The sequence below is a fragment of the Achromobacter sp. CF-sbj1-Ac2-l genome, from assembly GCF_052698165.1.
Map to the genome: position 1 here is coordinate 5,312,355 of NZ_CP199855.1, position 26,183 is coordinate 5,338,537.

The 26,183-nt window shown below is 68.3% G+C and carries 27 protein-coding genes and 1 pseudogene; 18 read left to right on the plus strand and 10 right to left on the minus strand.

Going from position 1 to position 26,183, the window contains the following annotated elements:
• Positions 1-4 precede the first annotated feature (4 nt).
• From ACUDCK_RS24370 to ACUDCK_RS24380, 3 genes are all read right to left on the minus strand, one after another.
• A complete protein-coding gene (locus ACUDCK_RS24370; RefSeq protein ID WP_049076070.1) occupies positions 5-985 on the minus strand; it encodes a LysR substrate-binding domain-containing protein in 981 nt (326 codons plus the stop codon).
• Between the two features lie 115 nt (positions 986-1,100).
• A complete protein-coding gene (locus tag ACUDCK_RS24375) occupies positions 1,101-1,772 on the minus strand; it encodes a DUF1028 domain-containing protein (protein WP_100503297.1) in 672 nt (223 codons plus the stop codon).
• Positions 1,773-1,792: 20 nt separating this feature from the next.
• Entirely contained in the window at positions 1,793-2,206 is a 414-nt protein-coding gene (locus tag ACUDCK_RS24380; protein ID WP_063582047.1) for a RidA family protein, read from the minus strand.
• A 303-nt stretch (positions 2,207-2,509) separates the two neighbouring features.
• Here ACUDCK_RS24380 and ACUDCK_RS24385 point away from each other — a divergent pair, with 303 nt between their 5' ends.
• The 3 genes from ACUDCK_RS24385 to ACUDCK_RS24395 all read left to right on the plus strand — a co-directional run bounded on the left by ACUDCK_RS24385 (position 2,510) and on the right by ACUDCK_RS24395 (position 5,309).
• Positions 2,510-3,535 carry an ABC transporter substrate-binding protein gene (locus ACUDCK_RS24385; RefSeq protein WP_175167083.1) on the plus strand — a complete coding sequence of 342 codons (1,026 nt, stop codon included), beginning with the start codon at positions 2,510-2,512 and terminating at the stop codon, positions 3,533-3,535.
• Positions 3,536-3,637: 102 nt separating this feature from the next.
• Complete coding sequence (locus ACUDCK_RS24390; protein ID WP_175167082.1) at positions 3,638-4,492, plus strand: ABC transporter permease; 855 nt, start codon at positions 3,638-3,640, stop codon at positions 4,490-4,492.
• A 1-nt stretch (position 4,493) separates the two neighbouring features.
• The gene (locus tag ACUDCK_RS24395; RefSeq protein ID WP_049076077.1) at positions 4,494-5,309 is read left to right on the plus strand and encodes an ABC transporter permease; all 816 of its coding nucleotides are present in this window, start codon (positions 4,494-4,496) and stop codon (positions 5,307-5,309) included.
• Between the two features lie 68 nt (positions 5,310-5,377).
• Here the strand turns inward: ACUDCK_RS24395 and ACUDCK_RS24400 are convergent, their stop codons facing one another.
• Genes ACUDCK_RS24400 through ACUDCK_RS24420 form a run of 5 tightly spaced genes read right to left on the minus strand, consistent with a single transcriptional unit; the run spans position 5,378 to position 9,614 of the window.
• Positions 5,378-6,340: an NAD(P)-dependent oxidoreductase gene (locus ACUDCK_RS24400; protein ID WP_175167081.1), complete on the minus strand. Its 963-nt coding sequence runs from the start codon at positions 6,338-6,340 to the stop codon at positions 5,378-5,380.
• A 4-nt stretch (positions 6,341-6,344) separates the two neighbouring features.
• On the minus strand, positions 6,345-6,824 hold the full coding sequence (locus ACUDCK_RS24405) for a type II 3-dehydroquinate dehydratase (protein ID WP_049076081.1): 480 nt from the start codon (positions 6,822-6,824) through the stop codon (positions 6,345-6,347).
• An 11-nt stretch (positions 6,825-6,835) separates the two neighbouring features.
• Entirely contained in the window at positions 6,836-7,456 is a 621-nt protein-coding gene (locus tag ACUDCK_RS24410) for a glutathione S-transferase (RefSeq protein WP_175167080.1), read from the minus strand.
• Between the two features lie 50 nt (positions 7,457-7,506).
• Complete coding sequence (locus tag ACUDCK_RS24415) at positions 7,507-8,505, minus strand: NAD(P)H-quinone oxidoreductase (protein WP_175167079.1); 999 nt, start codon at positions 8,503-8,505, stop codon at positions 7,507-7,509.
• 5 nt (positions 8,506-8,510) lie between these two features.
• The gene (locus tag ACUDCK_RS24420) at positions 8,511-9,614 is read right to left on the minus strand and encodes an ABC transporter ATP-binding protein (RefSeq protein ID WP_231891659.1); all 1,104 of its coding nucleotides are present in this window, start codon (positions 9,612-9,614) and stop codon (positions 8,511-8,513) included.
• 350 nt (positions 9,615-9,964) lie between these two features.
• Here ACUDCK_RS24420 and ACUDCK_RS24425 point away from each other — a divergent pair, with 350 nt between their 5' ends.
• Both ACUDCK_RS24425 and ACUDCK_RS24430 read left to right on the plus strand, forming a co-directional pair.
• The gene (locus ACUDCK_RS24425) at positions 9,965-11,224 is read left to right on the plus strand and encodes a flavin-containing monooxygenase (protein WP_063582050.1); all 1,260 of its coding nucleotides are present in this window, start codon (positions 9,965-9,967) and stop codon (positions 11,222-11,224) included.
• Positions 11,225-11,337: 113 nt separating this feature from the next.
• Positions 11,338-12,336 carry a YihY/virulence factor BrkB family protein gene (locus tag ACUDCK_RS24430; protein WP_049076086.1) on the plus strand — a complete coding sequence of 333 codons (999 nt, stop codon included), beginning with the start codon at positions 11,338-11,340 and terminating at the stop codon, positions 12,334-12,336.
• A gap of 60 nt (positions 12,337-12,396) precedes the next feature.
• Here the strand turns inward: ACUDCK_RS24430 and ACUDCK_RS24435 are convergent, their stop codons facing one another.
• Entirely contained in the window at positions 12,397-12,882 is a 486-nt protein-coding gene (locus tag ACUDCK_RS24435; protein ID WP_238907799.1) for a MarR family winged helix-turn-helix transcriptional regulator, read from the minus strand.
• Between the two features lie 232 nt (positions 12,883-13,114).
• On the opposite strand from ACUDCK_RS24435, the gene ACUDCK_RS24440 reads away from it, so the two are divergent.
• The 11 genes and pseudogenes from ACUDCK_RS24440 (at position 13,115) to ACUDCK_RS24490 (ending at position 22,485) form a co-directional block, all read left to right on the plus strand.
• Positions 13,115-14,572 (plus strand): 2-hydroxymuconic semialdehyde dehydrogenase, encoded by a 1,458-nt coding sequence (locus tag ACUDCK_RS24440; RefSeq protein WP_175167078.1) that lies wholly within the window; start codon positions 13,115-13,117, stop codon positions 14,570-14,572.
• A 26-nt stretch (positions 14,573-14,598) separates the two neighbouring features.
• On the plus strand, positions 14,599-15,030 hold the full coding sequence (locus tag ACUDCK_RS24445; RefSeq protein WP_059273102.1) for a RidA family protein: 432 nt from the start codon (positions 14,599-14,601) through the stop codon (positions 15,028-15,030).
• Between the two features lie 84 nt (positions 15,031-15,114).
• Positions 15,115-16,080 carry a LysR substrate-binding domain-containing protein gene (locus tag ACUDCK_RS24450; protein ID WP_244976860.1) on the plus strand — a complete coding sequence of 322 codons (966 nt, stop codon included), beginning with the start codon at positions 15,115-15,117 and terminating at the stop codon, positions 16,078-16,080.
• Positions 16,081-16,232: 152 nt separating this feature from the next.
• Positions 16,233-16,784 (plus strand): 3-hydroxyanthranilate 3,4-dioxygenase, encoded by a 552-nt coding sequence (locus tag ACUDCK_RS24455; RefSeq protein WP_049076093.1) that lies wholly within the window; start codon positions 16,233-16,235, stop codon positions 16,782-16,784.
• A gap of 28 nt (positions 16,785-16,812) precedes the next feature.
• The gene (locus tag ACUDCK_RS24460; RefSeq protein ID WP_175167076.1) at positions 16,813-17,814 is read left to right on the plus strand and encodes an amidohydrolase family protein; all 1,002 of its coding nucleotides are present in this window, start codon (positions 16,813-16,815) and stop codon (positions 17,812-17,814) included.
• Between the two features lie 50 nt (positions 17,815-17,864).
• Complete coding sequence (locus tag ACUDCK_RS24465) at positions 17,865-19,040, plus strand: ABC transporter substrate-binding protein (RefSeq protein WP_054500721.1); 1,176 nt, start codon at positions 17,865-17,867, stop codon at positions 19,038-19,040.
• Positions 19,041-19,075: 35 nt separating this feature from the next.
• Positions 19,076-19,996, plus strand: coding sequence for a branched-chain amino acid ABC transporter permease (locus ACUDCK_RS24470; protein WP_175167075.1), 921 nt, complete (start codon positions 19,076-19,078; stop codon positions 19,994-19,996).
• A gap of 19 nt (positions 19,997-20,015) precedes the next feature.
• Positions 20,016-21,002, plus strand: coding sequence for a branched-chain amino acid ABC transporter permease (locus ACUDCK_RS24475; RefSeq protein ID WP_064525808.1), 987 nt, complete (start codon positions 20,016-20,018; stop codon positions 21,000-21,002).
• Between the two features lie 62 nt (positions 21,003-21,064).
• Positions 21,065-21,463, plus strand: a pseudogene (locus tag ACUDCK_RS24480) (ATP-binding cassette domain-containing protein); the annotation flags it as partial.
• 147 nt (positions 21,464-21,610) lie between these two features.
• Positions 21,611-21,778 (plus strand): hypothetical protein, encoded by a 168-nt coding sequence (locus ACUDCK_RS24485; RefSeq protein WP_369817049.1) that lies wholly within the window; start codon positions 21,611-21,613, stop codon positions 21,776-21,778.
• Entirely contained in the window at positions 21,775-22,485 is a 711-nt protein-coding gene (locus ACUDCK_RS24490) for an ABC transporter ATP-binding protein (protein WP_054415099.1), read from the plus strand. Before ACUDCK_RS24485 ends, ACUDCK_RS24490 begins: the two co-directional genes overlap by 4 nt.
• A gap of 25 nt (positions 22,486-22,510) precedes the next feature.
• Here ACUDCK_RS24490 and ACUDCK_RS24495 read toward each other — a convergent pair whose 3' ends face one another.
• A complete protein-coding gene (locus ACUDCK_RS24495; protein WP_175167073.1) occupies positions 22,511-24,139 on the minus strand; it encodes a mannitol dehydrogenase family protein in 1,629 nt (542 codons plus the stop codon).
• A 268-nt stretch (positions 24,140-24,407) separates the two neighbouring features.
• Between ACUDCK_RS24495 and ACUDCK_RS24500 the strand changes: the two genes are divergently transcribed.
• Both ACUDCK_RS24500 and ACUDCK_RS24505 read left to right on the plus strand, forming a co-directional pair.
• The gene (locus ACUDCK_RS24500) at positions 24,408-24,806 is read left to right on the plus strand and encodes a diacylglycerol kinase (protein ID WP_054415096.1); all 399 of its coding nucleotides are present in this window, start codon (positions 24,408-24,410) and stop codon (positions 24,804-24,806) included.
• Positions 24,807-24,859: 53 nt separating this feature from the next.
• Positions 24,860-26,179: an NAD(P)/FAD-dependent oxidoreductase gene (locus tag ACUDCK_RS24505; protein WP_054415094.1), complete on the plus strand. Its 1,320-nt coding sequence runs from the start codon at positions 24,860-24,862 to the stop codon at positions 26,177-26,179.
• Positions 26,180-26,183: the final 4 nt, after the last annotated feature.

Genomic DNA, 26,183 nt, shown 5'->3' on the forward strand with positions numbered 1-26,183 from the left:
GCACTCAGGAAGAAGGCGGGGCGTCGGCCGGGCCGGAGATATAGGGATCGAAGAAGCTGGCCGCGCTCATGCCCGGAATGTATTGATCGGAAATGTAGGCGCGGCAACGTTGCATGAAGGCCTGCGTCAACCGCGAGGGCTTCATCGGCCGATAGGTGGCCAGCCCCAGCAGCATCGGCCGGTGCTCGCCCGCCAGCCGCAGCCGGACCAGGCGCTTGCCGTCGAGCGACTGGCTCGACTTGGGGCGCACATTGAACAGCGCGTAGCCGATGCCGTTGGCGACCATCGAGCGCACCACGTCCTCGGATCGGGAACGCGCCACGATGTTCGGCTCCAGGCCGGCCTTGGCGAACAGCGACAGGAAGTATTCGCGGCTCATGGGCAGGTCCAGCAACACCATCGGCAGTTGGGCCAGTTCGTCCAGCGTCACGGCAATCTGCTGCGCCAGCGGATGCAGTTCGCTCACCAGCACGTGCGGCGGCATGTGCGCCAGCGTCTCGAAGTGGATCTCGTCGCCCAGTTGCAGGTCGTAGGTGATGGCCAGATCGATTTCCAGCAGATGCAAGCGGTTGATGAGCTCCTGCTGGTCGCCCTCGGCCATGTGCAGTTCGACCTTCTCGAACGCGCGCGAGAAGCCGAAGATGACCTCGGGCGCGATCATGGGAGCAAGCGGCTGGAAGCAGCCCACGCGCAGCACGCCCTGGATGGTGTCATTGGAATTGGAGGCGATCTCGTACAGTCTGGAAGCGCGTTCGAGAAGGTCTTCGCATTCCTGCATGACCTGCGTGCCCAGCGGCGTGAGCGCCAACCCTTTGGAGGGATGCCGCACGAACAACTGCACCCCCAGTTCCGCCTCGATGTGGGCGATGGCAGCCGAGATCGAGGGCGGCGAGATATGGATCTGCGCGGAGGCGGCGGCGATGCTCCCGTGCTTGGCGGTCGCCACGAAGTACTCCATCTGCCGGAGGGAAATGCGATTGAGCATGGTGCGGTGGGGAAGCGGATTCAGAAAACCGGCCAGGGCGGGCGGGTGCTTGCAAAGTATCCCCTCAGCCGCCGACCCCGGGCAAGGATTTCCTCCATCGCCGCCGTCGTCCCGTTCAGAGGTCTCCCGGCACGCCGAAGCTCGGCGCATCGCGCGGATCGCGGGCGCGGGTCAGATAGGCGGGAATCTGTGGCTCATAGACTTTCCAGACCGCATACAGGGCCTCGACCGGCCTCTCCTCCACCCAGTCCAGGCGCAGATCCACCATCGGCCAGTCCAGGTCCTGGCACACCAGCAGGCCGGCCGAATGCACTGGCCCAGCCTCTCCGCCGGCGGCCTGTCCGGCCAGCAGGGCCTGCATCAAGCGTTCGGCGAGCACGCCCTCGGCCTGTTCGAAGGCCGCCAACATGGCGCCCGGCACCCCGGGCGAAGCCAGCATGTTGCCGGCGCACGCGGCATGCTCGCCCGTCACGGCGGCCAGCGTGCCCAGCGCGCTGGCGCCCGTGAAAATGGCGGGTGGATGGCTGGCGTCGATCGCCATCAACTGGCGATAGTCGATGAACGGGCGCTGCCGCAGTTGCTCCAATGCCTGTGCCGGCGTCTGCCCGGCCGCCATCAGGTCCAGGGCCATGGGCCCGAGCGCCGGATCGGTGATGTTCTGGCTGACGGCCGCGCCGACCCCCGCGCGCACGCGCACACAGCGCGACGCGACGGCGGGCGAGGACGACGATACGGCGGCGCCGAACTGGCCGGATGCCGGACAACGGGCAATGATCGAGAAGGTCATGGTCGGGCCTCCGGGCTCGGTCAGTCGGGGATCACGGCGGTGGCATCGATCTCGACCAGCCACTCGGGCCGGGCAAGCGCCGACACCACGATGCCGGTCGACACCGGAAACACGCCCTTGAGCCAGCGGCCCACCACCCGGTAGACGGCCTCGCGATAGCGCGGATCGATGATGTAGATGGTGATCTTGCAGATGTCCTCGAGTTCGCCCCCCGCTTCCTTGAGCAGCATGGCGATATTGGCCATGGCCTGTTCAGCCTGGCCGGCGGCGTCGCCAATGCACACGCTCTCCGAGGTCTCCAGGTTCTGGCCGATCTGCCCGCGCAGGAACACGGTGCTGCCGCGGGCGACCACTGCCTGGCAAAGATCATTGTCCAGGTTCTGTTCCGGATAGGTCGCCTTGGTGTTGAAGGTGCGGATGCGCTTGTGTTTCATGGCTTCTCGAAAAAATGGGGCCAGCGCATGGCGCCGGGCGAAGGCCGCTCCCACGGGAACGGCAGGGATGCCCATCTTCGGACCCGGCGCCGGACCGCGCCTATTTGTTTTTTCCGGGGGCCGGTCTCGGAAATTCCGACCCGGACCATGACCCGGGCCGGGCCATCCGGGTTTACGCGGCGCCTCAGGAATTGCGAGCCAGGCCTAAGGAAAAGGCGACTTGGCCGCTGCCGCACGGCTCTCCCATCATCTGGATTCCGGTCGGCGGCGTTCGGCGGGCACAAAACATTCAAGGGGTTTGCAATGATTCGACAACTTACGGCAGTCGGTCTCTTTTCCACCGTCCTGCTGGCCAACGTGGCCTGGGCCGAGGACGCGCTCGTGGTCAGCACCTGGGGCGGCAGCTTCCGCGACCTGATCGACGAGAACATCGGCAAGGAATTCACGCGCCAGACGGGCGTACCGGTCAAGTACGTCACCGGCGGCACCATCGACCGGCTGAACAAGGCCAAGCTGGCCAAGACGCCCGAAAGCGACATCACCTTCACCACCTCGCACATCGGCTGGCTGTACGTCGACGGCGGCCTGTTCGAAAAGCTCGACACCGCCAAGCTGCCGAACTACGCCAACCTGGTGGATCGCGCCAAGGTCAGCCCCTACCACGTGGGCAGTTGGGCGTACGTCTACACGATCGGCTACCGGCCCGACCTGGTCCCCAAGGACATCAAGTTCGATAGCTGGAACGATCTGTGGAATCCCGCCCTCAAGGGCAAGCTGTCGGCCCCCGATTTCGACCCCAGCCACATCATCACCGTGGCCGCCCTGCTATCGGGCGGCGATGCCGCGTCGTGGGAAAAAGGCACGGACAAGCTCAAGACCCTCAAGCCCAATTTCAAGGCGTTCTACACCAACGACGCCAACAGCCAGCAGTTGATGGCCACGGGTGAAACGCCGGTGCAGATCCTGCTGTCGATGAACGCCTACTACATGATCGGCCAGGGCGTGCCGATCAAGGTCGCGATGCCCAAGGAAGGCGCCGTGCTCGGCATCGATACCATGGGCATCATGAAAGGCAGCGCCAAGACCGACCTGGCCTACAAATTCATGAACATCGCGCTCTCGCCCGAGGTTCAATCCAAGATCGTGGCCTACAAGAAGGCCAGCCCGGTCGTCACCAATGCCAAGGTCTCGGCCGAGGATGCCGCGTTGCCCGGCGTGTTCACCACCAAGGAGCAATGGGACAAGCAGGCCATCGTCATCGACGACAAGCTGCGCGCCGAGAAGACCGCGACCTGGCGCAAGTGGTTCACCGAGAACCTCATGAATTGACGGCCGCGGCGCCGCCGCGCGCCACGCCCGCGTCCCGGCCGCCACCCAGGCCGGGACGTGAACCTTTTCCGCAAGCAACCTCAAACGGAAGTCATACGATCCATGAACACGCGCTCCGGCCTGAGAGGATGGCTGATATCGCCGGCGGGCCTCATCGCATTGTGCATCGTCGTGGCGATGGCCGCCGTGCTGCAATTCAGCGTGCGCGCCTTCATCCCCGGTTCGATGGAAGTCGGCGGCTTGACGCTGGCCAACTTCTCGGGGCTGGGCAAGTCGATCTACCTGTCGGCGTTCATCAACACCCTGCTGCTCAGCATCGAGACCACCGTGTGCTCGCTGCTGGTGGCGTACCCGCTGGCCTACGCGTTGGTGCGCGTACGCAACCGGCTGCTGAAATCCTGCATCCTGATCATCTCGATCACGCCGCTGTTCCTGGGCGAGATCGTCCGCACCTATTCGTGGATCATCGTGCTGGGCAACAACGGCTTCCTCAACACGCTGCTGCGCCAGCTCGGCCTGATCGAGCAGCCGCTGAACCTGATGTTCACGCACCTGGGCGTATTGATCGCGCTGGTGCACGTGACGATACCGGTGGTGGTGCTGATGCTGGCCACCGCCATCTCGCACATCGACCGCGACTATGAAAAAGCGGCCCAAAGTCTGGGCGCGGGGCCGGTGCGCACCTTTCTCACAGTGACGCTGCCCCTGTCCATGCCGGGCATCATCGCCAGCATCACGACCGCCTTCGCCTGGACCTTCAGCGCGTTCGCCACGCCGCAGATGATCGGCGGCGGCCGCGTGCCCACCGTTTCCACCCTGGTGTACCAACTGGGGTTCTCCTCGATGAACTTCCCGCTGGCGGCCAGCCTGAGCATCAGCGGCCTGGCCCTGACGGTCGCGGCGCTGCTTCTGCTCGGCCGCGCCACCAAGCGCCTCAAGGCAATCGGAGCCCACTGACATGGCTTTCAAACCCCCTTTGCCGCTGCGCCTGGGCGCGCCGCTGCTCATCTGCGTGATCCTGGCGTTCGTGCTGCTGCCTGTGTTCGTGGTCACGCTGGCGTCGTTCAACGACAAGGCGCTGTTGACCTTTCCGCCGCAAAGCTGGTCGCTGCGCTGGTACACGCGGGTGTTCACATATCCCGATTTCCAGCAGGGATTTCGCGCCAGCCTGATCGTGATGGCCTGGACCTCGACGCTGGCCCTGTTCATCGGCACCGCGTTGGCCATCGCGGTCAAGCGCATGGGGTTCCCCGGCAAGGAGCTGCTGCAGGCGATCCTGCTCTCGCCGCTGGTGATTCCGCATTTCACGCTGGGACTCGGTTTGCTGATTCTGGCCGCCCAGCTCGACGTGAATCGCGGTTATGCCCTGGTGATCCTATGCCACGTGATGCTGGTGCTGCCCTTCGTCATGCGCAGCGTCTACGTCTCGATGGAGAACATCGATGAACGGCTGGAACAGGCCGCCGCCAGCCTGGGGGCTTCGCCGTTGAAAGTCATGGCCACGGTGACCATCCCCCTGCTGGCGCCCGGCCTGTTCGGCGGCTGGCTGTTTGCCGCCATCATGTCATTCAGCGAATTCACCGCATCGTTGTTCGTGACGACGCAGGCCACGCAGACGCTGCCCGTGTCCATGTACAACTATGTGCGCGAATTCGCCGACCCCACGCTGGCCGCGCTGTCGGTGGTCTACATCGCGGTGACGGCGGGCCTGCTGGCCTTCGCCAACTATTTCCTGGGACTGGGGCGCATCCTCAATATCGAGGACACGCGCTGACCCCGGCCGTGGAAAAAAAAGCGCGGGATGGGATTCCCGCGCTTTCTCTTGCCTTGCCGCGATAGCCGTCAATAACCGCGTCCCGCATCAACCTGCCGCAGCGGCGCCTGGCCGCCAGACACCCGCAGGATGTTGTCGGCGATCTGCGCCGCCGCCGAGGCCGGAATGGCGACCGACGCCAGGTGCGGCGTGATCAGCACATTGTCCATCCGCCACAGCGGGTCGTCCGCTGGCAGCGGTTCCCGTTCAAAGACATCCAGCGTGGCCGCGCCAAGATGTCCGCTTTGCAGCAGGTCGGTCATGGCGGCCTGGTCGACCAGCGCCCCGCGCGCCACGTTGACCAGGGCCGCGCCACGCGGCAGGCGCATCAGCCGCTGGCGGTCGAGCAGGCCGCGCGTCTGCGTGGTGAGCGGCAGCATGACCACCAGGATATCGGCCTGCGCGATGACCGAGTCGAGCGTCTCCATGCCGGCGTGGCACTGCACACCTTCGATATCGCGCGGGCTGCGCGACCAGCCCAGCACCGTCAGGCCCTGGCGCTGCAATTCGCGGGCCGCATAGGCGCCCAGTTCACCCAGGCCGAGCACCGCGACGCGGGTGTCGGCCGGCGCGCGCGGATGGCGGTAGGCCCACTGTCCCCGGCGCTGCGCCTGCTCGAACCAGGGAATATCGCGGGCGTGGCGCAGCGTGGCGAACAGCACATAGCCCGCCATCATGCGCGCCATCTCCGGATCGGTGATGCGCGTGACCGGAACACCAGCAGGCAGGTCGTCACGTCCGACCAGCGAATCCACGCCTGCGCCCAGGTTGATGATCAGGCGCAGATTGGGCATGCGGGCGAAGAATCCGGCCGGCGGCTTCCACGCAAGTGCATAGTGGATGCCGGCCGGATCCCCCACCTCGCTGGAATGCAGGATGCGCAAGGCCGGCAGGCGGGCCTGCAACGCCCGGCGCCAGGTGGCGAAATCGTCGAACTCGCTGTAGAACACCAGCGCGCCGGAGGGCGTCACGTCATCTTCGCACATGGCCATGCCCTCATTGCGCGCGCGCGATCAGCCGTGCCATGGCCTCGATGGCCAGCTCGTAGCCATCGCCGCCCAGGCCCGCGATGACGCCGTCGGCCGCCTTGGACACATACGAATGGTGGCGGAAGGACTCGCGCCGCCAGATGTTGCTCATGTGCACCTCGATGATGCGGCCCGGAAACGCCAGTAGCGCGTCCAGGATCGGCACCGAGGAATAGGTCAGGCCGGCGGCATTGATGATCAGCCCGGGCGCCTGGCCGCGCGCTTCCTGGATCCAGTCGACCAGTTGGCCTTCGTGGTTGGATTGCAGGAAACGCAGACCCAGGCCCAGGCTGGCAGCCTTGCGCTCGCAACGCTCGCGCAGCACCGGGAAGCTGTCGCTGCCGTAGGTCTTGTTGGCGTCCAACCCATACAGATTGGCGTTGGGGCCGTTCAGGAACCAGAGGGTCGAGTCCGGCGCGAAGCCGGCATTGGCGGGGGAAGACGTCATGGCGCGTTGCCTCAAGTGTCGTGGGGAAGCGTGGCCTGCATCGCTGGCAGGGCGGAAAACGCCTCTTCCCAGCGTGCGGCGGCGGTATGGCGGGCGCGCCAGTCCAACTCTGGAAAACGGAAGTCCAGATAGCCGAGGGCGCAGCCCAGGGTGACTTCGCCGATGGTGGGCGCGCGGGTGGCCAGCATCGGCGCGCATTGCTCTATCGCGTCCAGACAGGCCGCCACCTTGACCAATTGCGCCTCGCGCCAGGCGGGCCATTGGAATTCTGCTGGCCGTGCCGTGTGTTCGTAGCGCGCCATCAGGGCGGCGTCGAGCAGGCCATCGCCCAACGCCTGGCGGGTCAAGGCCTGCCAGCGGCGCGCGCCAGCCGCGGGAAACAGGTCGGCGCTGGCGCCCAGGTCGGCCAGGTACTCGCAGATGACGCGGCTGTCGTACAGGGCGGTGCCGTCCTCCAGGATCAGCGTCGGGACCTTGGCCAGCGGGTTGTGCGCGGCGATACGGTCGTCGCGGCGCACGGGATGCGCCGCGCTTTCGAGCCATTGGATCCGGCCGGCCAGCCCCGCCAGGTGGGCGCAGGCCATGACCTTGCGCACATAGGGGGAGGTCGGGGCGTAGAGCAGTTTCAACATGGTCGGGAGCCTTATCGGAAGTCACGGAACAATCGGACGGGCGGCGGGCCTCAAGGACGCAGCACCACTTTGCCGAACACCTCGCCGCTTTCGAGCAGGCGGTGCGCGGTCGCGGCCTCGGCCAGCGGCAGGCGGGCACAGACGCGTGGCGCCACGCGGCCATCGGCCACCAGCGGCAGTACGTGGCGAGTGATGGCCTGGGCCATGCGCGTCTTTTCCGTCGCGCTCTGCGGCCGCAGCGTCGAGGAGTGCAGGCTCAACTGCTTCTGCATCAACGCCAGCAGGTCCAGCGTGACCGTGGATCCCTGCAGGAACGACAGGCTGAGATGACGGCCACCGAACGCGAGCGCCTGCAGGTTGCGCGCGACATAGTCGCCGCCGACCACGTCCAGCACCACGTCAACGCCACGCCCCTGGGTCAGGTCGCGACAGGTGGCCACGAAGTCCGTATCGCGATAGCACACCGCTTCGACCGCCCCCATCTCGCGCAGGGCAGGCAGGCGCTCGGCGCGGCCAGCGGTGGCGATGACCCGGGCCCCCGCCGCATGCGCCATGCGGATCCCCAGCGTGCCGATGCCGCCGGCCGCGCCGTGGATCAGCACGGTCTCGCCCATGCGCAGGCGGCCAAGCTCGAACAGGTTGTGCCAGAGGGTGAACAGGCCTTCGGGCAAGGCGGCGGCGGCGTCATCATCGACAGCGTCAGGCACCGGCAACGAATGATCCAGACGCGCCACGCACCACGGCGCATAACCGCCTCCCGGCAGCAGGCTCATGAGGCGTCGCCCGCGCAGCGCCTCGGGCACGCCCGCGCCGCAGGCCGCCACCTCGCCGCACACTTCCAGGCCGAGCACGTCGGTCACTCCTTCGGCCGGGCGCGCCAGCCCCTGGCGTTGCATGATGTCGGGCCGGTTGACGCCGGCGGCACGCACGCGCAACAGCACTTCACCCGGTCCGGGCGTCGGCACGGGCCGGGTGGCGAACATCAGGACATCGGCATCGCCCGGTTCGCGCGCGACGATGGCGCGCATGGCGGAAGGCGGCATCGACATGGCGATCACGACGCGTCGAAGACGCTGACGCCCTGCCCCGGCAAGGCCAGGCCGGTCACCGCGCCCACCGGCCACTGGCGCGGCGCCTCCAGGCCGGCGCTGCGCACCATGACCCGCTGGCGGCCCGCCACGGGGATATCCACGTCGATATAGGAATCGATGTGGTCCCCCTGGAACACGTGATTGACCACGGTGCCGCTGAGCACCGATTCGCCGTGCAGGTGTTCCAACCGGATCTGTTCCGGCCGCACGTAGATGTCCAGTCGGCGGCCCTCGTGCGAACCGCCCACCAGCCGCTCGCGCGGCACGCGGATCAGGCCAGCCCCGAGCCGCAGCAGGATGCCGTCGGACTCGGCGCCGTGATAGTGGGCGGGCAGGATGTTCACGTCGCCCAGGAACGAGGCCACGAACGGGTCCTGGGGATTGCGGTAGAGCTCATCGGGCGTGGCGATCTGCCGGATCACGCCCGCCGACATCACCGCGATGCGATCCGACATGGCCAGCGCCTCGCCCTGGTCATGCGTAACGAACACCGTGGTGACGCCCAGGCGGCGCTGGATCTCGCGAATCTCCACCTGCATGGCGCCGCGCAGGCCTTTGTCGAGCGCGGAGAACGGCTCGTCCAGCAGCAACACCTTGGGCCGAATCACCAGCGCCCGCGCCAACGCCACGCGCTGTTGCTGACCGCCGGACAATTCGCGCGGTCGGCGCTCGCCCAGTCCGTCGAGCTTGACCAGCGCCATGGCTTCCCGCACCCGCTCGGCGATCTCGTCGGCCGGCAGGCGGCGCATGCGCAGGCCATAGCCGATGTTGCGTTCCACCGTCATGTGGGGGAACAGCGCATAGTTCTGGAACACGATGCCGATCTGGCGCTGGTAGGGCGGCAGGTCAGTCACCAATTGGTCTTCGATAAAGACTTCCCCGTTGTCGGGCTCGGCAAAGCCCGCGATCAGGTTCAGCAGGGTGGTCTTGCCGCAACCGGACGGTCCCAGCAAGGTCAGGAATTCGCCCCGCCGGATCTTCAGCGACAGTTCCTGCAACACGGTCTGCTGGCGGTATTTCTTGACCACGCCTTCCAGGCTGACCGCGCTGGAGGATTTCGGGGACAAAGGGCTGTTCTGCATGGCGGCTCGGAAGGATTCGACGGGGACTGCGCCCGGCGCGCGGCGCGCGTGGCGGCGGCGCGCCGGGCGATGGCATGGCTTGCAGCATACGGGAGGCCGGCGCGGCCGGCCGTTTGTGGATACCGAGGCGGGCCATCGGAAAAAACGAAACGCCGGGGTTCCGGCTCACGCCGGCAGTGATTTGCTTTTTCCTAAGCCCAGCGTCCAAAAAACCAAGTTATCAAGCGCGGCCATCTGCCCCACACTGCGCCTCATCCATGAGCGAACGCGCTCATGTCCCAGGCGACGATGCCGCGGCGTTCCGCGACGCCGGCCTCGATACTTCTCAGGAAAACATGTCAGTGGAAACAACCAATACCCTGGTGATTGGCGCCGGACAGGCCGGTATCGCAATGAGCGAACACTTGGGCGCGATGGGCATCGACCATATCGTGCTGGAACGCAAGCGCATCGCCGAACGCTGGCGCTCCGAGCGCTGGGACTCGCTGGTGGCCAACGGCCCGGCCTGGCACGACCGCTTCCCCCACCTGAAGTTCGATGACGTCGGCGCCGACGTCTTCCCGCCCAAGGAGCGCATGGCGCGCTACTTCGAGGACTATGCCCGCATGATCAACGCGCCGGTCCGCACCGGCGTGGAGGTGCTGCGGGTCCGGCGCAACCAGAAGCGCCCTGGCTTTACCGTCGCCACCTCGGCCGGCGAGATCGAAGCCCGCCACGTGGTCGTGGCCACCGGCGCCTTCCAGATCCCCCACTACCCCGAGATCGTGCCAGCGCAGGCCGGTATCCAGCAGATCCACTCGTCGGCCTACAAGAACCCTGGCCAACTGGTCGACGGCGCGGTGCTGGTCGTGGGCGCGGGCGCATCGGGCTCGCAGATTGCCGAGGAACTGCGCCGCGCCGGCCGCCAGGTCTACCTGTCGGTGGGCGAGCATTACCGTCCGCCGCGCGCCTACCGTGAACGCGACTATTGCTGGTGGCTGGGCGCGCTGGGCATGTGGGACGAGGTCCGGAAAAAGCCCAAGCGCGAACACGTCGCCTTCGCCGTCAGCGGCTACGACAACGGCAAGACCATCGACTTTCGCCGCATGGCTCACGAGGGCATCCAACTGGTCGGCATCACCCGCGCATTCGAGCAGGGCGTGATGACATTCGAAGAGGGCCTGGCGCGCAACATCGCGCAAGGCGACGCCGACTACTTCGAGGTGCTGCGCGAGGCCGACGCCTATATCGAGCAGAATGGCCTGGACCTGCCGCCCGAACCGGAGGCTTGGCGCCTGCTCGACGATCCCGAATGCCTCAAGCACCCCATCCTGGCGCTGGATCTGGCCCAGGCGGGAATCACGTCCATCGTCTGGGCCACCGGTTTCAAGGTGGACTACCGCTGGATCGAGGCCGATATTCTCGACGACCACGGCTATCCGGTGCACAAGCGCGGCATCACCTCGGAAAAGGGCATTTACTTCCTCGGCCTGCCCAACCAGACCAACCGCTCCTCGTCCTTCATCTGGGGCGTCTGGCATGACGCGAAATACTTGGCGGATCACATCGGCATCCACCTGGACTACCTGGCCTACGAGAAGGAAAAGGCGCGCTAGCCAAGGTCGCGGACGGCGGCGCCAGAGGCGCCGCGCAGACTTGTTACGTTTACAGGCGGGCAGCGAGCGGCGCAGTCCCTACAATGGGGGTTCGCCCGCAACCACCCAGACCCATGCGCCTTCCCCAAAGCCTGCGTGCCCTGCGTCCGTCCGAGATCGGCGGCCTGTTGATGGATTCCGCCAACCAATGGTCCACCCACCGCGCCTCCAGCAAGGGCGCGGCGCTGGCGCTGTACATGGTGTTCTCGCTGGCGCCGATGCTGATCCTGGTGATCGCGGTGGCCGGCGCCTTCTTCGGCGAAGACGCGGTGCGGTCCGAGCTGTTCGCGTCGCTGCGCGACCTGACCGGCGAGCGCGGCGCCGAAGTGATCCAGACGGTGCTGGCCAGCGCCCATGAATCCGGCGGCGGCTGGATCGCGGCGCTGATTTCGATCTTCGTGCTGATCTTCAGCGCCACCACGGCCTTCGCCGAGCTCAAGGCCAGCCTGGACGAGTTGTGGGAAGTGTCCGGCAACCAGAAGGGCGGCATCCAGGGCATGGTGCGCAGCCGGATGCTGTCGTTCGGCCTGGTGCTGGTGCTGGCGCTGTTCCTGTTGGTCTCGCTGACCGTGAACGCGGCCCTGGGCGCCGCGCGCAAGTACTACGGCGACCTGTGGACCGCCTCGGCCTTCGCCACGGCGGCCGACTGGGCGTCGAGCCTGTTTTCGTTCTCGGTGGTGGTGGCGCTGTTCGCGGTGATCTTCAAGCTGCTGCCGAGCGCGCGGATCTCCTGGCGCGACGTGATTCCCGGCGCCATCGTCACGGCGGCGCTGTTCCTGGTGGGCAAGTGGGGGATCGGCGTATACCTGAGCCGGGGCGCGGCGGTGTCGGCCTATGGCGCGGCCGGCTCGCTGATCGCGCTGCTGCTGTGGATCTATTACTCGGCGCAGATCTTCTTCTTCGGCGCGGTGTTCACGCGGCAGTTCGCGCTGCGGTTCGGGCGCGAGGCTCGGCCCAAGACGCCCGCGGCCTCCAAGGCTTCGGATGCGGATCCAGCGTCCGCCGTACCGACATCGTCGGCGTCCGTGCCGGCATCGGCGCCTCCGGCATCACCGCCGTCGGACACGCCCTGAACCAGGCGCCGCGTCCGTCACCCGCTGCGCTGGACGCGAGCCTTTCCCGCTCCTTTTCCCTCATGGCGCCTCGGGCGATTCCAGCCCCGCCATCAGGCGCAGGCAGCGCAGGAACACGGGCCGCAGTTCCTCAGGGATCGGCGCCAGCACCTGCGCCTCCACCTGCGCATCACGCGGCAACACCCGCGCCAGCAGCGCCATGCCCTCGTCCGTGATCTCCAGCGCATAGGCGCGGCCATCCTCGGCAGAGCGCGTGCGCCGCACATACCCCTTGGCGCTCATGCGGGCGATCATTTCGGCGAAGGAATTGCGGTCCAGCGCGATCAGTTCGGCGACCCGGTTCTGGGTCGCGCCCGGATTCTGGTAGACCGTGATCAGCAGGGCCTTCTGGCGCGGCGTCAGGTCCTCGTCGGGAAACGCCTGGGCGAACAGCGCCTCGGCCCGGAAATGGGCGCGGCGCAGCAGGTGCGAGGCCACGTGGGTCAGGTCGAATTCGCGCAAGGCGCGGGGCGGGGCCGGACGTGAGGTCGAACGGGAAACGGTCATCGGGCGTTCCATGGAGAGGGCCTGGCGATTGTAGGCCGGGGCTGGCGTTGCCCCGAGGGTCCCGCGTGGCGGCCAGCCCGCGCCGCGGCAGGCGGCCTGCCCACCCACGCCGGCCCTCCTGGGGCAAAACCCTGCATTGACTTCGCGCCGGGCGCTGCCTAATATCCGCATAATAGTACGTATACGTACATTATCGCCAGCCTCCCTCTCGGCCCTTCCCGGAATCCCGATCATGACGATCCGCCAGTTGCGCAACTACATCGATGGCCGCTTCGAAGACGGCGCGTCCACCTTCGACAAACACAGCCCGGTGGATGGCGCGCTGATCGCCCAGGCGCACGAAGCCAGCCGCGAGCAGGTCGACCGCGCCGTCGCCGCCGCCCACCGCGCCCTGCCCGCCTGGGCCGCGCTGCCGGTGGGCCAGCGCACCGACCAACTGCTGGCGCTGGCCGACGGCATCAGCCGCCGCTTCGACGATTTCCTGCAGGCCGAGATCGGCGACACCGGCAAGCCGGTCTCCTGGGCCAGCCAGATCGACATTCCGCGCGGCGCCGCCAACTTCCGAACCTTCGCCGAGCTGGCGCGCACGCTGGACATGGAAAGCTACATGACCGACACGCCCGACGGCCGCCAGGCGCTGAACTACGCCTACCGCAAGCCGCTGGGCGTGGTCGGCGTGATCTCGCCGTGGAACCTGCCGCTGCTGCTGCTGACCTGGAAGGTGGCGCCGGCGCTGGCGTTCGGCAACACCGTCATCATGAAGCCGTCGGAGGTCACGCCCTCCACCGCCACGCTGCTGGCCGAGGTCGCGCACGATACGGGGCTTCCGCCCGGCGTGCTGAACTTGACGCATGGCTTCGGGCCGGGCTCGGCGGGCGAGTTCATCACCACGCATCCGGACATCGACGGCATCACCTTCACCGGCGAATCAGCCACCGGCGCGGCCATCATGCGCGCCGTGGCGCCGGGCGTGAAGCCGGTGTCGTTCGAGCTGGGCGGCAAGAACGCGGCGCTGGTGTTCGCCGACGCCGACTTCGAGGCGGCGGTCGACGGCACCGCGCGCTCGGTGTTCGCCAACTGCGGCCAGGTCTGCCTGTGCACCGAACGCGTGTACGTGCAGCGCCCGATCTACGAACGCTTCGTCGCCGCGCTGGCCGAGCGCGCGCGGGCGCTGCGCATCGGCTGGCCCGATGACGCGGACACCGGCATGGGGCCGCTGGTGTCGCGCGAACACCGGGAAAAGGTGCTGTCGTATTTCGCCCTGGCGCGCGAGGAAGGCGCCACCGTGGTCACCGGCGGCGGCGTCCCGGTATTCGGCGATGCGCGCGACGCCGGCGCCTACGTGCAGCCGACCATCTGGACCGGCCTGCCCGAGAGCGCGCGCTGCATAAAAGAAGAAGTGTTCGGCCCGGTCTGCCACGTGGCGCCGTTCGACACCGAGGAAGAGGCCATCCGCCTGGCCAACGACACGCGCTACGGCCTGGCCGCCGCCGTCTGGACACGGGACCTGACCCGCGGCCACCGCGTCGCGCAGGCCATGAAGGTGGGGCTGGCCTGGGTCAACTGCTGGTTCCTGCGCGACCTGCGCACGCCGTTCGGCGGCAGCGGCCTGTCCGGCATCGGCCGCGAGGGCGGCCGCCATTCGCTGCATTTCTATACCGAGCCCACCAACGTCTGCATCAAGCTGTGAGCCACAGCGCCTTCAAGGACACCGCCATGACCTCATCTTCCACCCGCGCCACCGTCGTCGCCGGCAAGGCCACGCCGCGCGGCAAGTATCCCCACATCAAGCGCGCCGGCGACTTCCTGTTCGTCTCCGGCACCAGCTCGCGCCTGCCCGACAACCGCATCGCCGGCGCCGAGGTCGACGCCATGGGCACCACCACGCTCGACATCCGCGCGCAGACGCGCGCGGTGATCGAGAACATCCGCGACATCCTGGCCAGCGCCGGCGCGGGCCTGGCGGACGTGGTCGAGATCAGTACTTTCCTGGTCAACATGAACGACTTCGGTGGCTACAATCAGGTCTACGGCGAGTTCTTCGACGCCGATGGACCGGCGCGCACCACCGTGGCGGTGCATCAGTTGCCGCACCCGCAATTGCTGATTGAGATCAAGGCGGTGGCCTACAAGCCGCAGGCGCGCTGAGCGGCGCGCGCGGCCATGGCGCCTGACCGCCTTGCGGCTTCGCCTTCGGAACAGGATCGCCGCCCCGCCGGGACGGCCGCGCGCATGTCGAACTTCCGCATCACGCCCAACGCGCTCAGCCACAAACTCAAGCTGCACCAGTTGCAGATCTTCGAGCGCGTGCTGGCGCGCCGCTCGCTGTCGCGCGCCGCCAGCGACATGCACCTGACCCAGCCCACCGTCACCAAGGCCATCCACGACCTGGAAGCGTTCTTCGGCGCGACGCTGTTCGAGCGCTCCAACCGCGGCGTCACGCCGACCGAGCTCGCGCTGGTGCTGGGGCGCCGCGTGCACGCCATGATGGCCGAGATCCGCTACATGGCCGACGACATCGACGCGGTGCTGGGCGGCGCCAGCGGCCACGTGGTGGTGGGCACACTGATCGCGGCCTCGGCCAAGCTGCTGCCCGAGGCCATCGCGCGGCTGATGACCGAGCACCCCGGCATCCAGGTCACGGTGCGCGAGGGGCCGTCGGCGCAGTTGCTGCCGGCACTGGCCACCGGCGACGTCGACATCGTGGTGGGCCGCCTGCCGGGCGCCGACATGGCGTCGATCTCGGGCGTCGCCGTCGACCACCACATGCTGTATCGCGAGGACCTGTGCCTGGTGGCCGGCGCGCGCCATCCGCTGGCGGGCGCGGCGCGCGTGACGCTGGCCGAGCTGGCCGACCACATCTGGATCCTGCCCGCGCCCACCTCGCCGCTGCGCGCCTCGATCGAGCGCAGCTTCTTCGATGCCGGCGTGCGGCTGCCCACGCGCCACGTCGAATCGCTGTCGCTGCTGACCAATATCGGCATCCTGATGCACAGCGACGCGCTGGCGCTGATGCCCTACGACGCCGCGGCCCAGTTCCTGGCCATGGGCGTGCTGACGCGCCTGCCCACCGACGCCTTCGGCGCGTTTGGCGACGTCGGCTATTCGATCCGCGCCGACCGGCCGTTGACGCCGGCCTGCCTGCGGCTGGTCGAGTACCTGAAGCAGATCGCGGCGCAGCGCCCCGCCGGCGCCTGAGCGCCGGCCACCGCATCCGGGATATCCCGTTCAGGGAAACCCCGCGATAGATACCCCGCATATCCAACCGCGCAATTTCTATTGTGCCGCGGCCCCTTCCCCCGCCTAGACTTGCCTTCAACGAAGTCCGCAAGCGCCTCCCGGAGACCGTCATGCCCGCCTATGGCCCGCCCCTGAATTTCCAGCGTTGGATCCAGGACCATGCCCACCTGCTGCAACCGCCGGTGGGCAACCAGCAGATCTGGCAGGACGCCGATTTCATCGTCACCGTGGTCGGCGGCCCCAACCTGCGCACCGACTACCACGACGATCCACTGGAAGAGTTCTTCTACCAGGTACGCGGCAACGCCTGGCTCTCGCTGTGGATCGACGGGAAGCCCGAACGGGTCGACCTGAAGGAAGGCGACATCTTCCTGTTGCCGCCGCACGTGCGCCATTCGCCGCAGCGCCCCGAGACCGGCAGCGCCTGTCTGGTGATCGAGCGCCAGCGTCCGCAGGGGCTGCTGGACGGCTTCGAATGGTATTGCCCGCATTGCGGCCACCTGGTGCACCGCGTCGAGGTGCAGCTCAAAAGCATCGTGACAGACCTGCCGCCGCTGTTCCAGGCCTTCTATTCCAGCGAGGAAAAGCGCACCTGCCCCGGCTGCGGCGCGCTCCACCCCGGCAAGGCGCAGGCCCCCGCCGCGCAGCCGTCGCCCGCCTGACGCCCCCAACCTGTCATCCGCCCTCTTTATGACCCTGAAAATCGATATGCACGCGCACTTCTTCCCGCCCATCACGCGGCAGGAAGCAGCGGCGCTGGACCCGGTGGACGCGCCCTGGCTGCGGCGCGACGGCGATGGCTCGACCGGCCAGATCATGGCCGGCGACCGCCCCTTCCGCCCGGTCGATGCCACGTTGTGGGACCCGGCCCTGCGCGTCGAACAGATGGACCGCCACGGCGTCGACCTGCAGATCCTGTGCGCCACGCCGGTGATGTTCGGCTACGCCTATCCCGCGCGGGCCGCGGCCGACTGGGCCGCGCGCATGAACGATCTGGCGTTGGAGCACTGCGCCTTCGCGCCAGGCCGCCTCAAGGCGCTGGCGCAGGTGCCGCTGCAGGACCTGGAGCTGGCCTGCCGCGAGGCCTCGCGCGCCCGCGCCGCCGGCCACCTGGGCGTGCAGATCGGCAACCACGTCGGCCCGCGCGACCTGGACGACGACACGCTGGTGCAGTTCCTGGTGCATTGCGCCAACGAAGGCATCCCGGTGCTGGTGCACCCCTGGGACATGATGACCGACGGCCGCATGAAGCGCTGGATGCTGCCGTGGCTGGTCGCCATGCCCGCCGAAACCCAGTTGGGCATCCTGTCGCTGATCCTGTCCGGCGCGTTCGAGCGCATTCCGCGCAGCCTGAAGCTGTGCTTCGCCCACGGCGGCGGCAGCTTCGCCTTCCTGCTGGGACGCGTGGACAACGCCTGGCGCCACCGCGACATCGTGCGCCAGGACTGTCCGCAGCCGCCCTCGTCGTACACCGACCGCTTCTACGTCGACAGCGCCGTGTTCGATCCGCGCTCGCTGCGGCTGTTGATCGACGTGATGGGCGAGGACCGCGTGCTGCTCGGTTCCGATTATCCGTATCCGCTGGGCGAGCAGGAGGTCGGCCGGCTGGTGTCGAATTCCGACCTGCTGCCCGCGGTGCAGCACAAGATCCTGTCGGCCAATACGCAGACGTTCTTCGGGCTGGATCGCTGAGCCGCCCGCCAACCATGACCGTGAGACACGGCAACGCAAGGGGATTCACCATGAAACGCATCCATCTGCTGGCCGCCGCCGCGGCCGTCGCCCTGGCGCCCGGCGCCGCCGCCTGGGCCGATGTGAAGATCGGCCTGTTGACCACCCTGACCGGGCCCGGCTCGGTGCTGGGACAGGACCAGCTCGACGGCTTCATGCTGGCCGTCGAACAGGGCGGCGGCAAGCTCGGCGGCGTGCCGGTGCAGGTCATCAAGGAAGACGACCAGTTCAAGCCCGAGGTCGGCGTGCAGGCCGCGCGCAAGCTGGTGCAGAGCGACAAGGTGCCGATCATCACCGGCGTGGTGTATTCCAACGTGATGCTGGCGGTGGCGCGGCCGGTCACCGGCGCCGGCGTGTTCCTGGTGGGCTCGAACGCCGGCCCCACCAACCTGGCCGGCAAGGACTGTTCGCCGTTCTTCTTCTCGACCTCGTGGAACAACACCCAGCGCCACGAAGGCAGCGGCGAGATGGCCAACCAGATGGGCTTCAAGAAGGTCTACCTGCTGGCGCCCAACTACCAGGCCGGCAAGGACGCCATGGCCGGCTTCAAGCGCTTCTTCAAGGGCGAGGTGGTCAACGAGGTCTTCACCCAGGTCAACCAGCCCGACTACTCGGTCGAGCTGGCCGCGCTGGCCGACGCCAGGCCTGATGCCGCCTATGTGTTCTTTCCCGGCGGCATGGGCGTGAACTTCATCAAGCAGTACCGCCAGGCGGGCCTGTTCGACAAGATCCCCCTGCTGTCGGTCGACACCATCGACGGCGCCACCCTGCCCGCGCTGCAGAAGGACGCGCTCGGCGCGGTCACCAACGTGCCGTACTCGCCCGACCTGGACAACGCCGCCAACAAGGCCTTCGCCGCCGCTTTCCGCCAGAAGTACGGCCGCGAACCGTCCAGTTACGCGGCCCAGTCGTGGGACGCGGCGCAACTCATCGGCTCGGCGCTCAAGCGCACCGGCGGCAAGACCGACGACAAGGAAGCCTTGCGCAAGGCGCTGGAGGCGGCCGATTTCCAGTCGGTGCGCGGCGAATTCCGCTACCAGCCGAACCACTTCCCGGCGGCCGGCTTCTTCCGCGCCGACGTGGCGGCGGGCGCGGACGGCAAGGTCGGCTTCGTCAACAAGGGCCCGATCTTCGCCGACCTGTCCAAGGTCTCGGACCAGTACGCCGCCCAGTGCGCCATGAAATGACGCCGGCCTGCCGGGCAATAACGAGGTAAGGCGCCATGTCCGCGACATTGCTGCTGGTGCAGGCCCTGAACGGCCTGCAACTGGGTATCCTGCTTTTCCTGCTGGCCGCCGGCCTGACGCTGGTGTTCGGCATCATGAACTTCATCAACCTGGCGCACGGCTCGCTGTACATGATGGGCGCCTTCATCGCGGCCACCGTGTTCCGCCACAGTGGCTCGTTCCTGCTGGCCGCGGCCGCCGTGGTGGCGGGCATGGCGCTGCTGGGCCTGTTGCTGGACCGCATCGCGCTGGCGCGGCTGTATCCGCGCGAGCATCTGGACCAGGTGCTCGCCACCTTCGGTTTCATCCTGTTCTTCAACGAGCTGACCCGCATCATCTGGGGCCCGGCGCCGATCAGCATGGGCCTGCCGTCGTGGCTGTCGGGCACCATCGACCTGCTGGGAGTCACCTACCCGCTATACCGCTTTCTCATCATCGTGGCGGGGCTCGCGGTGGCGGCGGGCTGTTACGCGCTGATCCACCGCACGCGGCTGGGCATGCTGATCCGCGCCGGCTCCACCGACCGCATGATGGTGGGCGCGCTGGGGGTGAACATCGCGCGCCTGAACACGCTGCTGTTCGTGCTGGGCGCGGTGCTGGCCGGCGTGGCCGGCCTGATGGCCGGGCCGATCCTGTCGGCGCAGACCGGCATGGGCGAACCGATCCTGATCCTGACGCTGGTGGTGATCGTCATCGGCGGCATCGGCTCGGTGCGCGGCGCCTTCCTGGCGGCGCTGATGGAGGGACTGGTCGACACGCTCGGCCGGGCGCTGCTGCCCGCCTTGCTGCGCGCCGCGCTGCCGCCGGCCGCCGCCAACGCGGCCGGCCCGGCGATCGCCTCGATGCTGATCTACATCGTCATGGCGCTGGTGCTGGCGCTGCGACCGCAGGGCCTGTTTCCCGTGCGGCATGGATAGCGCCCAAGGAGGCCCCGACATGCTTCGACTCTCTCCCCGCGCGCTCGCCGCCGGCGCGCTGCTGCTGCTCCTGGCGCTGGTGCCGCTGTACGCGCAATGGCAGGGCGAACCGTTCCTGCTGGCGCTGTTCGGCCGCGTGCTGGTGTACGGCATCGCCGCGCTGGCGCTGAACCTGCTGCTGGGCTACGGCGGCATGGTCAGCTTCGGCCACGCGCTGTACCTGGGCCTGGGCGCCTACGCGGTCGGCGTGCTGAACCACTACGGCATCGAGAACGGCTGGCTGCACCTGCTGGCCGCGCTGGGCGCCTGCGCCGTGGTCGGCCTGGTCAGCGGCTACGTGGTGATGCGCACGTCCGGCATCGCCTTCATCATGATCACGCTGGCGTTCGCGCAGATGTTCTATTTCCTGGCCACGGGGCTGGAGGGCTTCGGCGGCGACGACGGCATGTCGCTGTTCGCCGGCAGCGACTTCGGCCTGTTCCGGCTCGATACGCCGCTGGCGCTGTACTACACCGCATTCGGCGTGCTGCTGCTGGCGCTGGCCGCGCTACGCCGGCTGGTGCACGCGCCGTTCGGCATGGTGCTGCGCGGCTGCCAGGCCAACGAGCGGCGCATGCGCGCGCTGGGCTTCGCGACGCTGCGCTATCGCCTGGCGGCCTATGTGCTGTCGGCGATGGTGTGCGGCGTGGCCGGCGTGCTGCTGGCCAACCTGACGCTGTATGTGTCGCCCTCGTACCTGGCCTGGACCACCTCCGGCGAGCTGATCGTGATGGTGGCGCTGGGCGGGCTGGGCACGGTGGTCGGCCCGGTTGCCGGGGCCCTGGCCTTCCTGTTGCTGGAGGAAGGACTGAAGCTGCTGACCGACCATTGGATGCTGGTGATGGGCCTGCTGATCGTGGGCGTGGTGCTGGTGTCGCGCCGCGGCCTGTATGGCGGTCTGTCGGACAAGCCGTTGCGCCTGCGCGCCGCGCGCGCCCTGCCCCACCCCACCGGAGAACCGCGATGAGCGCGCTGCGCGTCGAACACCTGGTCAAGCGCTACGGCGGCCTGACCGTCACCGACGACCTGTCGCTGGACATCCGGCCGGGTGAACTGCATGCCGTGATCGGCCCCAACGGCGCCGGCAAGACCACGCTGATCGGCCAGTTGAGCGGCGAGCTGCGGCCCGACGGCGGCTGCGTGCTGCTCGATGGCGAGGACGTGACGCGCCTGCCGGTCGAACGGCGCGTGCGCCGCGGGCTGGCGCGCTCGTACCAGATCACCTCGGTGTTCAAGCCGTTCACCGCGCTGGAGAACGTGGCCATGGCGGTGCAGGCGCGGCGCGGCCACGGCTTCCGCTTCTGGCGGCCGCTGCTGGCCACGCCGGCGCTGCGCGAGCCGGCGCGGGAGGCGCTGGCGCTGGCCGGCCTGGACGCGCGCGCCGACACCCCCGCCGCCGCGCTGGCGCATGGCGAGCTGCGGCAACTGGAGCTGGCCATGGTGCTGGCCTGCCAGCCGACCCTGCTGCTGCTGGACGAACCCATGGCCGGCATGAGCCAGCATGAATCCGAGGCCATGACGCGGCTGCTGCAACGCCTGCGCGGGCAATACACCATTCTGCTGGTGGAGCACGACATGCAGGCGGTGTTCGCGCTGTCCGACCGCATCACGGTGCTGGTGTATGGCCGCGCCCTGGCCTGCGGCGATGCCGACCAGATCCGCAACGATCCGCAGGTGCGCGAGTGCTATCTGGGCAGCGAACGCGGCCACGCCGGCCGCCGTGCGCAGGGAGCGCCGGCATGAGCGCGCTGCTGTCGCTGCGCGGCGTGACCGCGCACTACGGCGCCAGCCAGGCGCTGTTCGGCATCGACCTGGATATCGGCCCGGGCGAGTTCGTGACGCTGCTGGGCCGCAACGGCATGGGCAAGTCGACCACGGTCAAGGCCATCATGGGCCTGAACCGCGCCAGCCGCGGCGCCGTCACGTTCGACGGCCGCGACATCGTCGCCCTGCCGGCCTATAAGGTGGCGCAGTGCGGCATCGGCCTGGTGCCCGAGGGCCGGCACGTGTTCCCCAACCTGTCGGTGCGCGAGAACCTGGTGGCCACCGCGCACAACCGCCAGGGGTTGGCGCAGCCCTGGACGCTGGAACGCGTCTACGCGCTGTTCCCGCGCCTGGCCGAACGCGCGCGCCACCTGGGCAGTCACCTGTCGGGCGGCGAGCAGCAGATGCTGGCCATCGGCCGCGCGCTGCTGACCAATCCGCGCCTGCTGATCCTGGACGAAGCCACGGAAGGCCTCGCGCCGGTGGTGCGCGAGGAAATCTGGCAGGCGCTGGAAAGCCTCAAGCGCACCGGGCTGGCGGTGCTGTGCATCGACAAGAACCTGGAGCCGCTGCTGGCCACCGCCGACCGCCACGCCATCATCGAAAAGGGCCGGGTAGCCTGGAGCGGCACCTCGCAGGCCTTCATCGACGACGAAGCGCGCCTGCTGCACTACCTGGGCGTGTAGGGGCAGCATCGTGGCCGGCGCGGGCTCACATACCCAGGCCGGCCGCTTCCCGTGAAGGCGGCGCGGCCGCGGCGGCCGTCGCTTCAGCCGCCTCGGCCACGCCCACGCTGTCGGCCGGAACAATAGGCTCGGGTTCGCGCGCCACGGCTTGCAGCGCATGCAGGACGCCATGTTCGCGCAGGGCCTCCAACTGCGCCGCCAGCGCCGCGACGAACACCGGCTTCTCGCCCAGGTCGCCGAACACCGGTCGATAGCCGGCCAGCACCAGGGCGCGGCGATAGGCCGCCTGCTTGGGCGCCGCCGCCCGCGCCGCCACATCGGCACGCGCCAACAGTCTGGCCAGGGGCGCGGCCAGCGGATCGTCGATCGGATAGCGCGCGCCGCTTTCGTCTTCGCCCCGCAGATAGTGCAGCCAAGCCGCGACCGCCAGCGCCAGGCGGCGAATATCGTCGCCGCGACGCAGGCGGTCGCGGATGGTGGCCAGCAGGCGCGGCGGCAGTTTGTGCGAACTGTCCATCGCCACCTGCCACGTCGGATGCGGCAGCGCCGCGTTGTCGACGCGCGCCAGGAAGCGCTGGCGGTAGCCTTCCAGGCCGGCATCTGGAATGCCCTTGAGCGTGGGCGCGACCTCGTGGCGCATCAGGTCGTCCACGAAGCCGCGCAACGCCGGCACCGCCGCCGCCTCATGCATGGTGGCGGCGCCCAGCAACGTCCCCAGGCAGGCCAGCGCCGAATGCGGGCCGTTGACCATGCGCAGCTTCAGCCGCTCATAGGGCGCGGCATTGGCCACGAAGGTCACGCCCGCGGCTTCCCAGGCGGGGCGGCCGGCCGCGAACTTGTCTTCGATCACCCAGTTCAGGTAGGGTTCGGCCACCACCGGCCAGGCGTCTTCCACCCCCAGGCGCTGCGTGATGCGCGCGCGGTCCTCGTCGCGGGTGGCCGGCACGGTGCGGTCGACCATGGAATTGGGAAAGGTGCAGTGCGCGTCGATCCAGCCGGTCAGCGCCACGTCCAGCCGCAGCGCAAAGGCCAGCACCAGACTGCGCAGCGTGTCGCCATTGGCCTGCAGATTGTCGCAGGACAGCAGCGTCAAGGGCGGCAGGCCGCGCTCGCGGCGCAGCGCCAGGCCATGCACCAGCATGCCGATGGCGCTGCGCGGGCGCACCGGGTTCTCCAGATCGTGCAGGATGTCCGGGTCATCCCAGCGCAGGTGGCCGGTGGCCGGTTCGTGGCAGTAGCCTTTCTCGGTGATGGTCAGGCTGACGATGCGCGTCTGCGGATAGGCGATGCGCTCGAGCACCGCTTGCGGATCCTCCTGGGCCACCATTACGCGCAGCACCGACCCGACCACGCGCAGGGATTCCCGCGCGCCGCCTGCCTCGTCGCCGTCGCGCAGCGCCAGGGTGTACAGGCCATCCTGGGGCGTCAGCGCATCGCGCACGGCCGGACTGCGCAGCGACACCCCCAGGATGCCCCAGGTCAGATCCTGGCTGGCGGCCATGGCCAGGTCGGTGGCCAACGCCTGGTGCGCGCGATGAAAGGCGCCCAGCCCCAGATGCACAATACCCGGCGTCAATCGGCCGCGGTCATAGGCGGGTTTCTCCACGTCTGCGGGCAGGCGCGACAAGGACTCCGTATTCAAGCGTTCGAGCATGGATTGCTGTGTCTCAGGGCGCCTTGATGCATCCGCCCCAAGACGGGCGCAGAGGCGCGTTGGTAGGGAATTGCACACGGCGGGCGTGGTCAGAAGCCAACGCCGCGATGCCGCGCGCCGCCAGGGTATCGCATGGCCGCGGCGAAGGCAAAAAGTAACGTAGTATTACCAGCAAAACCTGGCGGATGCTTGACCCGCCTCATGTCGCATCACGCCGGCAATCCATATCTGTTAAAAAGCCGCCACACCCGGCCTTATTACGCTTCCCATGTCGACCAACCCGCACCACTCGCCCTACAAAAGCACCGGCGGCCTGCGCCGCATCCTGAATGCGCTGCGCTACTCGCTACAGGGCCTGCAGGCCGCCATCAAGTACGAGGCCGCCTTCCGCCAGGAACTGGCGCTGGCCGTGCTGCTGATCCCGGCCGCGTTCTTCCTGGGGCGCACCACGGTCGAGGTGTTCTTCCTGATCGGCACCGTGGTGCTGGTGCTGGCGGTGGAGCTGCTGAATTCGGCGATCGAGGCGCTGGCCGACGCGCTGTCGGTCGACACCCATCCGCTGCTGGGCCGGGCCAAGGACCTGGGCAGCGCCGCCGTCATGCTGCTGCTGCTGTTCACCGTCGCCGTCTGGGTGGGCGTGGCAGTCAGCCGCTTCGTGATGCACTGATTCACGGCGCCGGGCTTGCCCGCCAAGGGGTCCGGGCCTCTATACTGGGAACCATGATGCCCAACTCGACGCCAGCCCCTTCGGAACGCATCGTCATCGTCGGCGGGGGTGCCGGCGGCCTCGAACTGGCCGCCAAGCTCGGCCGCCTCCACGGCCGCCAGCACATCACCCTGGTCGACAGCCGGCCGTTCCACATCTGGAAGCCGTCGCTGCACGAAGCGGCGGCGGGCACATTGGATATCCACCAGGAAGGCCTGTCCTATCTGATGCTGGCGCACCTGAACGGGTTTTCCTTCGCCCAGGGCCAGTTGGTCGGCGTCGACCGCGAGCGCCGCCTGGTCACGGTCGATGCCGTGGCCGACAGCCAGGGCCAGGAAGTGCTGCCGCGCCGCGAACTGGCCTACGACACGCTGGTGCTGGCGCTGGGCAGCACCTCCAACTTCTTCAATACCCCGGGAGCGGCCGAGCACGCCGTCACGCTGGACACCACCGAGAACGCCGAGCAATTCCGCCTGACCATGCTCAAGGCCATGGCGCTGGTCGACCAGGCCAAGGTGCGCGATCCGTCGGCTCGGCTGGACCTGGTGATCGTCGGCGGCGGCGCCACCGGCGTCGAGCTGGCGGTGGAACTGGTCGAGGCCAGCCACGTGGTCAGCGCCTACGGCCTGCCGAATTTCCGCGCCGAGCGCGATCTGGCGATCACCCTGGTCGAGGGCGCGCCGCGCATCCTGTCCGCGCTCCCCGAAAAGATATCCATCGCCGCCACCGCGCGCCTGACCGAGCTCGGCATCCGCGTCGAAACCGACTGCCGCGTCTCGGAGGTCGCCGCCGATTCGGTCAAGACCGCCGACGGCCGCGAATTCCCCGCGCGCCTGTGCATGTGGGCGGCCGGCATCAAGGGCCCGGCCCTGCTGGCCGAGCTGGACCTGCCGCTGAACAGACTGGGCCAGCTCGAGGTCAACGAACGGCTCGAAACCGCCGACCCGCACATCCTGGCGCTGGGCGACTGCTGCGCCGCGCCCTGGCGCGATGGCCGCACCGTGCCGGCGCGCGCCCAGGCCGCGCACCAGCAGGCCGATTACCTGTGCAAGAAGCTCACCGCGCGCCTGCGCCGCGCGGCCGAGCCCACCGCTCCCTATGTCTACGAAGACCACGGCTCGCTGGTCTCGCTGGGCCAGGACGCCGGCGTGGGCAGCCTGATGGGCAAGCTGGCCGGACGCGGACTGTTCGTAAGCGGTACACTGGCGCGCCTGATGTACATGAGCCTGCACCTGATGCACCACAAAGCGGTGCTGGGCATCTCACGCACCGCCTCCCTGGCCCTGGCCCGCCTGCTCATGCGGCGCACGCGCCCCCGGGTCAAACTGCACTGAACTC

Coding starts and splice junctions, on each gene's coding strand:
- ACUDCK_RS24430 (WP_049076086.1), top strand. CDS start 11,338: ATGCGCCTTCCCCAAAGCCTGCGTGCCCTGCGTCCGTCCGAGATCGGC.
- ACUDCK_RS24475 (WP_064525808.1), top strand. CDS start 20,016: ATGCTTCGACTCTCTCCCCGCGCGCTCGCCGCCGGCGCGCTGCTGCTG.
- ACUDCK_RS24495 (WP_175167073.1), bottom strand. CDS start 24,139: ATGCTCGAACGCTTGAATACGGAGTCCTTGTCGCGCCTGCCCGCAGAC.
- ACUDCK_RS24500 (WP_054415096.1), top strand. CDS start 24,408: ATGTCGACCAACCCGCACCACTCGCCCTACAAAAGCACCGGCGGCCTG.
- ACUDCK_RS24380 (WP_063582047.1), bottom strand. CDS start 2,206: ATGAAACACAAGCGCATCCGCACCTTCAACACCAAGGCGACCTATCCG.
- ACUDCK_RS24440 (WP_175167078.1), top strand. CDS start 13,115: ATGACGATCCGCCAGTTGCGCAACTACATCGATGGCCGCTTCGAAGAC.
- ACUDCK_RS24410 (WP_175167080.1), bottom strand. CDS start 7,456: ATGTTGAAACTGCTCTACGCCCCGACCTCCCCCTATGTGCGCAAGGTC.
- ACUDCK_RS24455 (WP_049076093.1), top strand. CDS start 16,233: ATGCCCGCCTATGGCCCGCCCCTGAATTTCCAGCGTTGGATCCAGGAC.
- ACUDCK_RS24425 (WP_063582050.1), top strand. CDS start 9,965: ATGTCAGTGGAAACAACCAATACCCTGGTGATTGGCGCCGGACAGGCC.
- ACUDCK_RS24505 (WP_054415094.1), top strand. CDS start 24,860: ATGATGCCCAACTCGACGCCAGCCCCTTCGGAACGCATCGTCATCGTC.
- ACUDCK_RS24385 (WP_175167083.1), top strand. CDS start 2,510: ATGATTCGACAACTTACGGCAGTCGGTCTCTTTTCCACCGTCCTGCTG.
- ACUDCK_RS24390 (WP_175167082.1), top strand. CDS start 3,638: ATGAACACGCGCTCCGGCCTGAGAGGATGGCTGATATCGCCGGCGGGC.
- ACUDCK_RS24465 (WP_054500721.1), top strand. CDS start 17,865: ATGAAACGCATCCATCTGCTGGCCGCCGCCGCGGCCGTCGCCCTGGCG.
- ACUDCK_RS24470 (WP_175167075.1), top strand. CDS start 19,076: ATGTCCGCGACATTGCTGCTGGTGCAGGCCCTGAACGGCCTGCAACTG.
- ACUDCK_RS24490 (WP_054415099.1), top strand. CDS start 21,775: ATGAGCGCGCTGCTGTCGCTGCGCGGCGTGACCGCGCACTACGGCGCC.
- ACUDCK_RS24395 (WP_049076077.1), top strand. CDS start 4,494: ATGGCTTTCAAACCCCCTTTGCCGCTGCGCCTGGGCGCGCCGCTGCTC.
- ACUDCK_RS24450 (WP_244976860.1), top strand. CDS start 15,115: ATGTCGAACTTCCGCATCACGCCCAACGCGCTCAGCCACAAACTCAAG.
- ACUDCK_RS24445 (WP_059273102.1), top strand. CDS start 14,599: ATGACCTCATCTTCCACCCGCGCCACCGTCGTCGCCGGCAAGGCCACG.
- ACUDCK_RS24400 (WP_175167081.1), bottom strand. CDS start 6,340: ATGGCCATGTGCGAAGATGACGTGACGCCCTCCGGCGCGCTGGTGTTC.
- ACUDCK_RS24485 (WP_369817049.1), top strand. CDS start 21,611: ATGCAGGCGGTGTTCGCGCTGTCCGACCGCATCACGGTGCTGGTGTAT.
- ACUDCK_RS24405 (WP_049076081.1), bottom strand. CDS start 6,824: ATGACGTCTTCCCCCGCCAATGCCGGCTTCGCGCCGGACTCGACCCTC.
- ACUDCK_RS24460 (WP_175167076.1), top strand. CDS start 16,813: ATGACCCTGAAAATCGATATGCACGCGCACTTCTTCCCGCCCATCACG.
- ACUDCK_RS24375 (WP_100503297.1), bottom strand. CDS start 1,772: ATGACCTTCTCGATCATTGCCCGTTGTCCGGCATCCGGCCAGTTCGGC.
- ACUDCK_RS24415 (WP_175167079.1), bottom strand. CDS start 8,505: ATGTCGATGCCGCCTTCCGCCATGCGCGCCATCGTCGCGCGCGAACCG.
- ACUDCK_RS24435 (WP_238907799.1), bottom strand. CDS start 12,882: ATGACCGTTTCCCGTTCGACCTCACGTCCGGCCCCGCCCCGCGCCTTG.
- ACUDCK_RS24370 (WP_049076070.1), bottom strand. CDS start 985: ATGCTCAATCGCATTTCCCTCCGGCAGATGGAGTACTTCGTGGCGACC.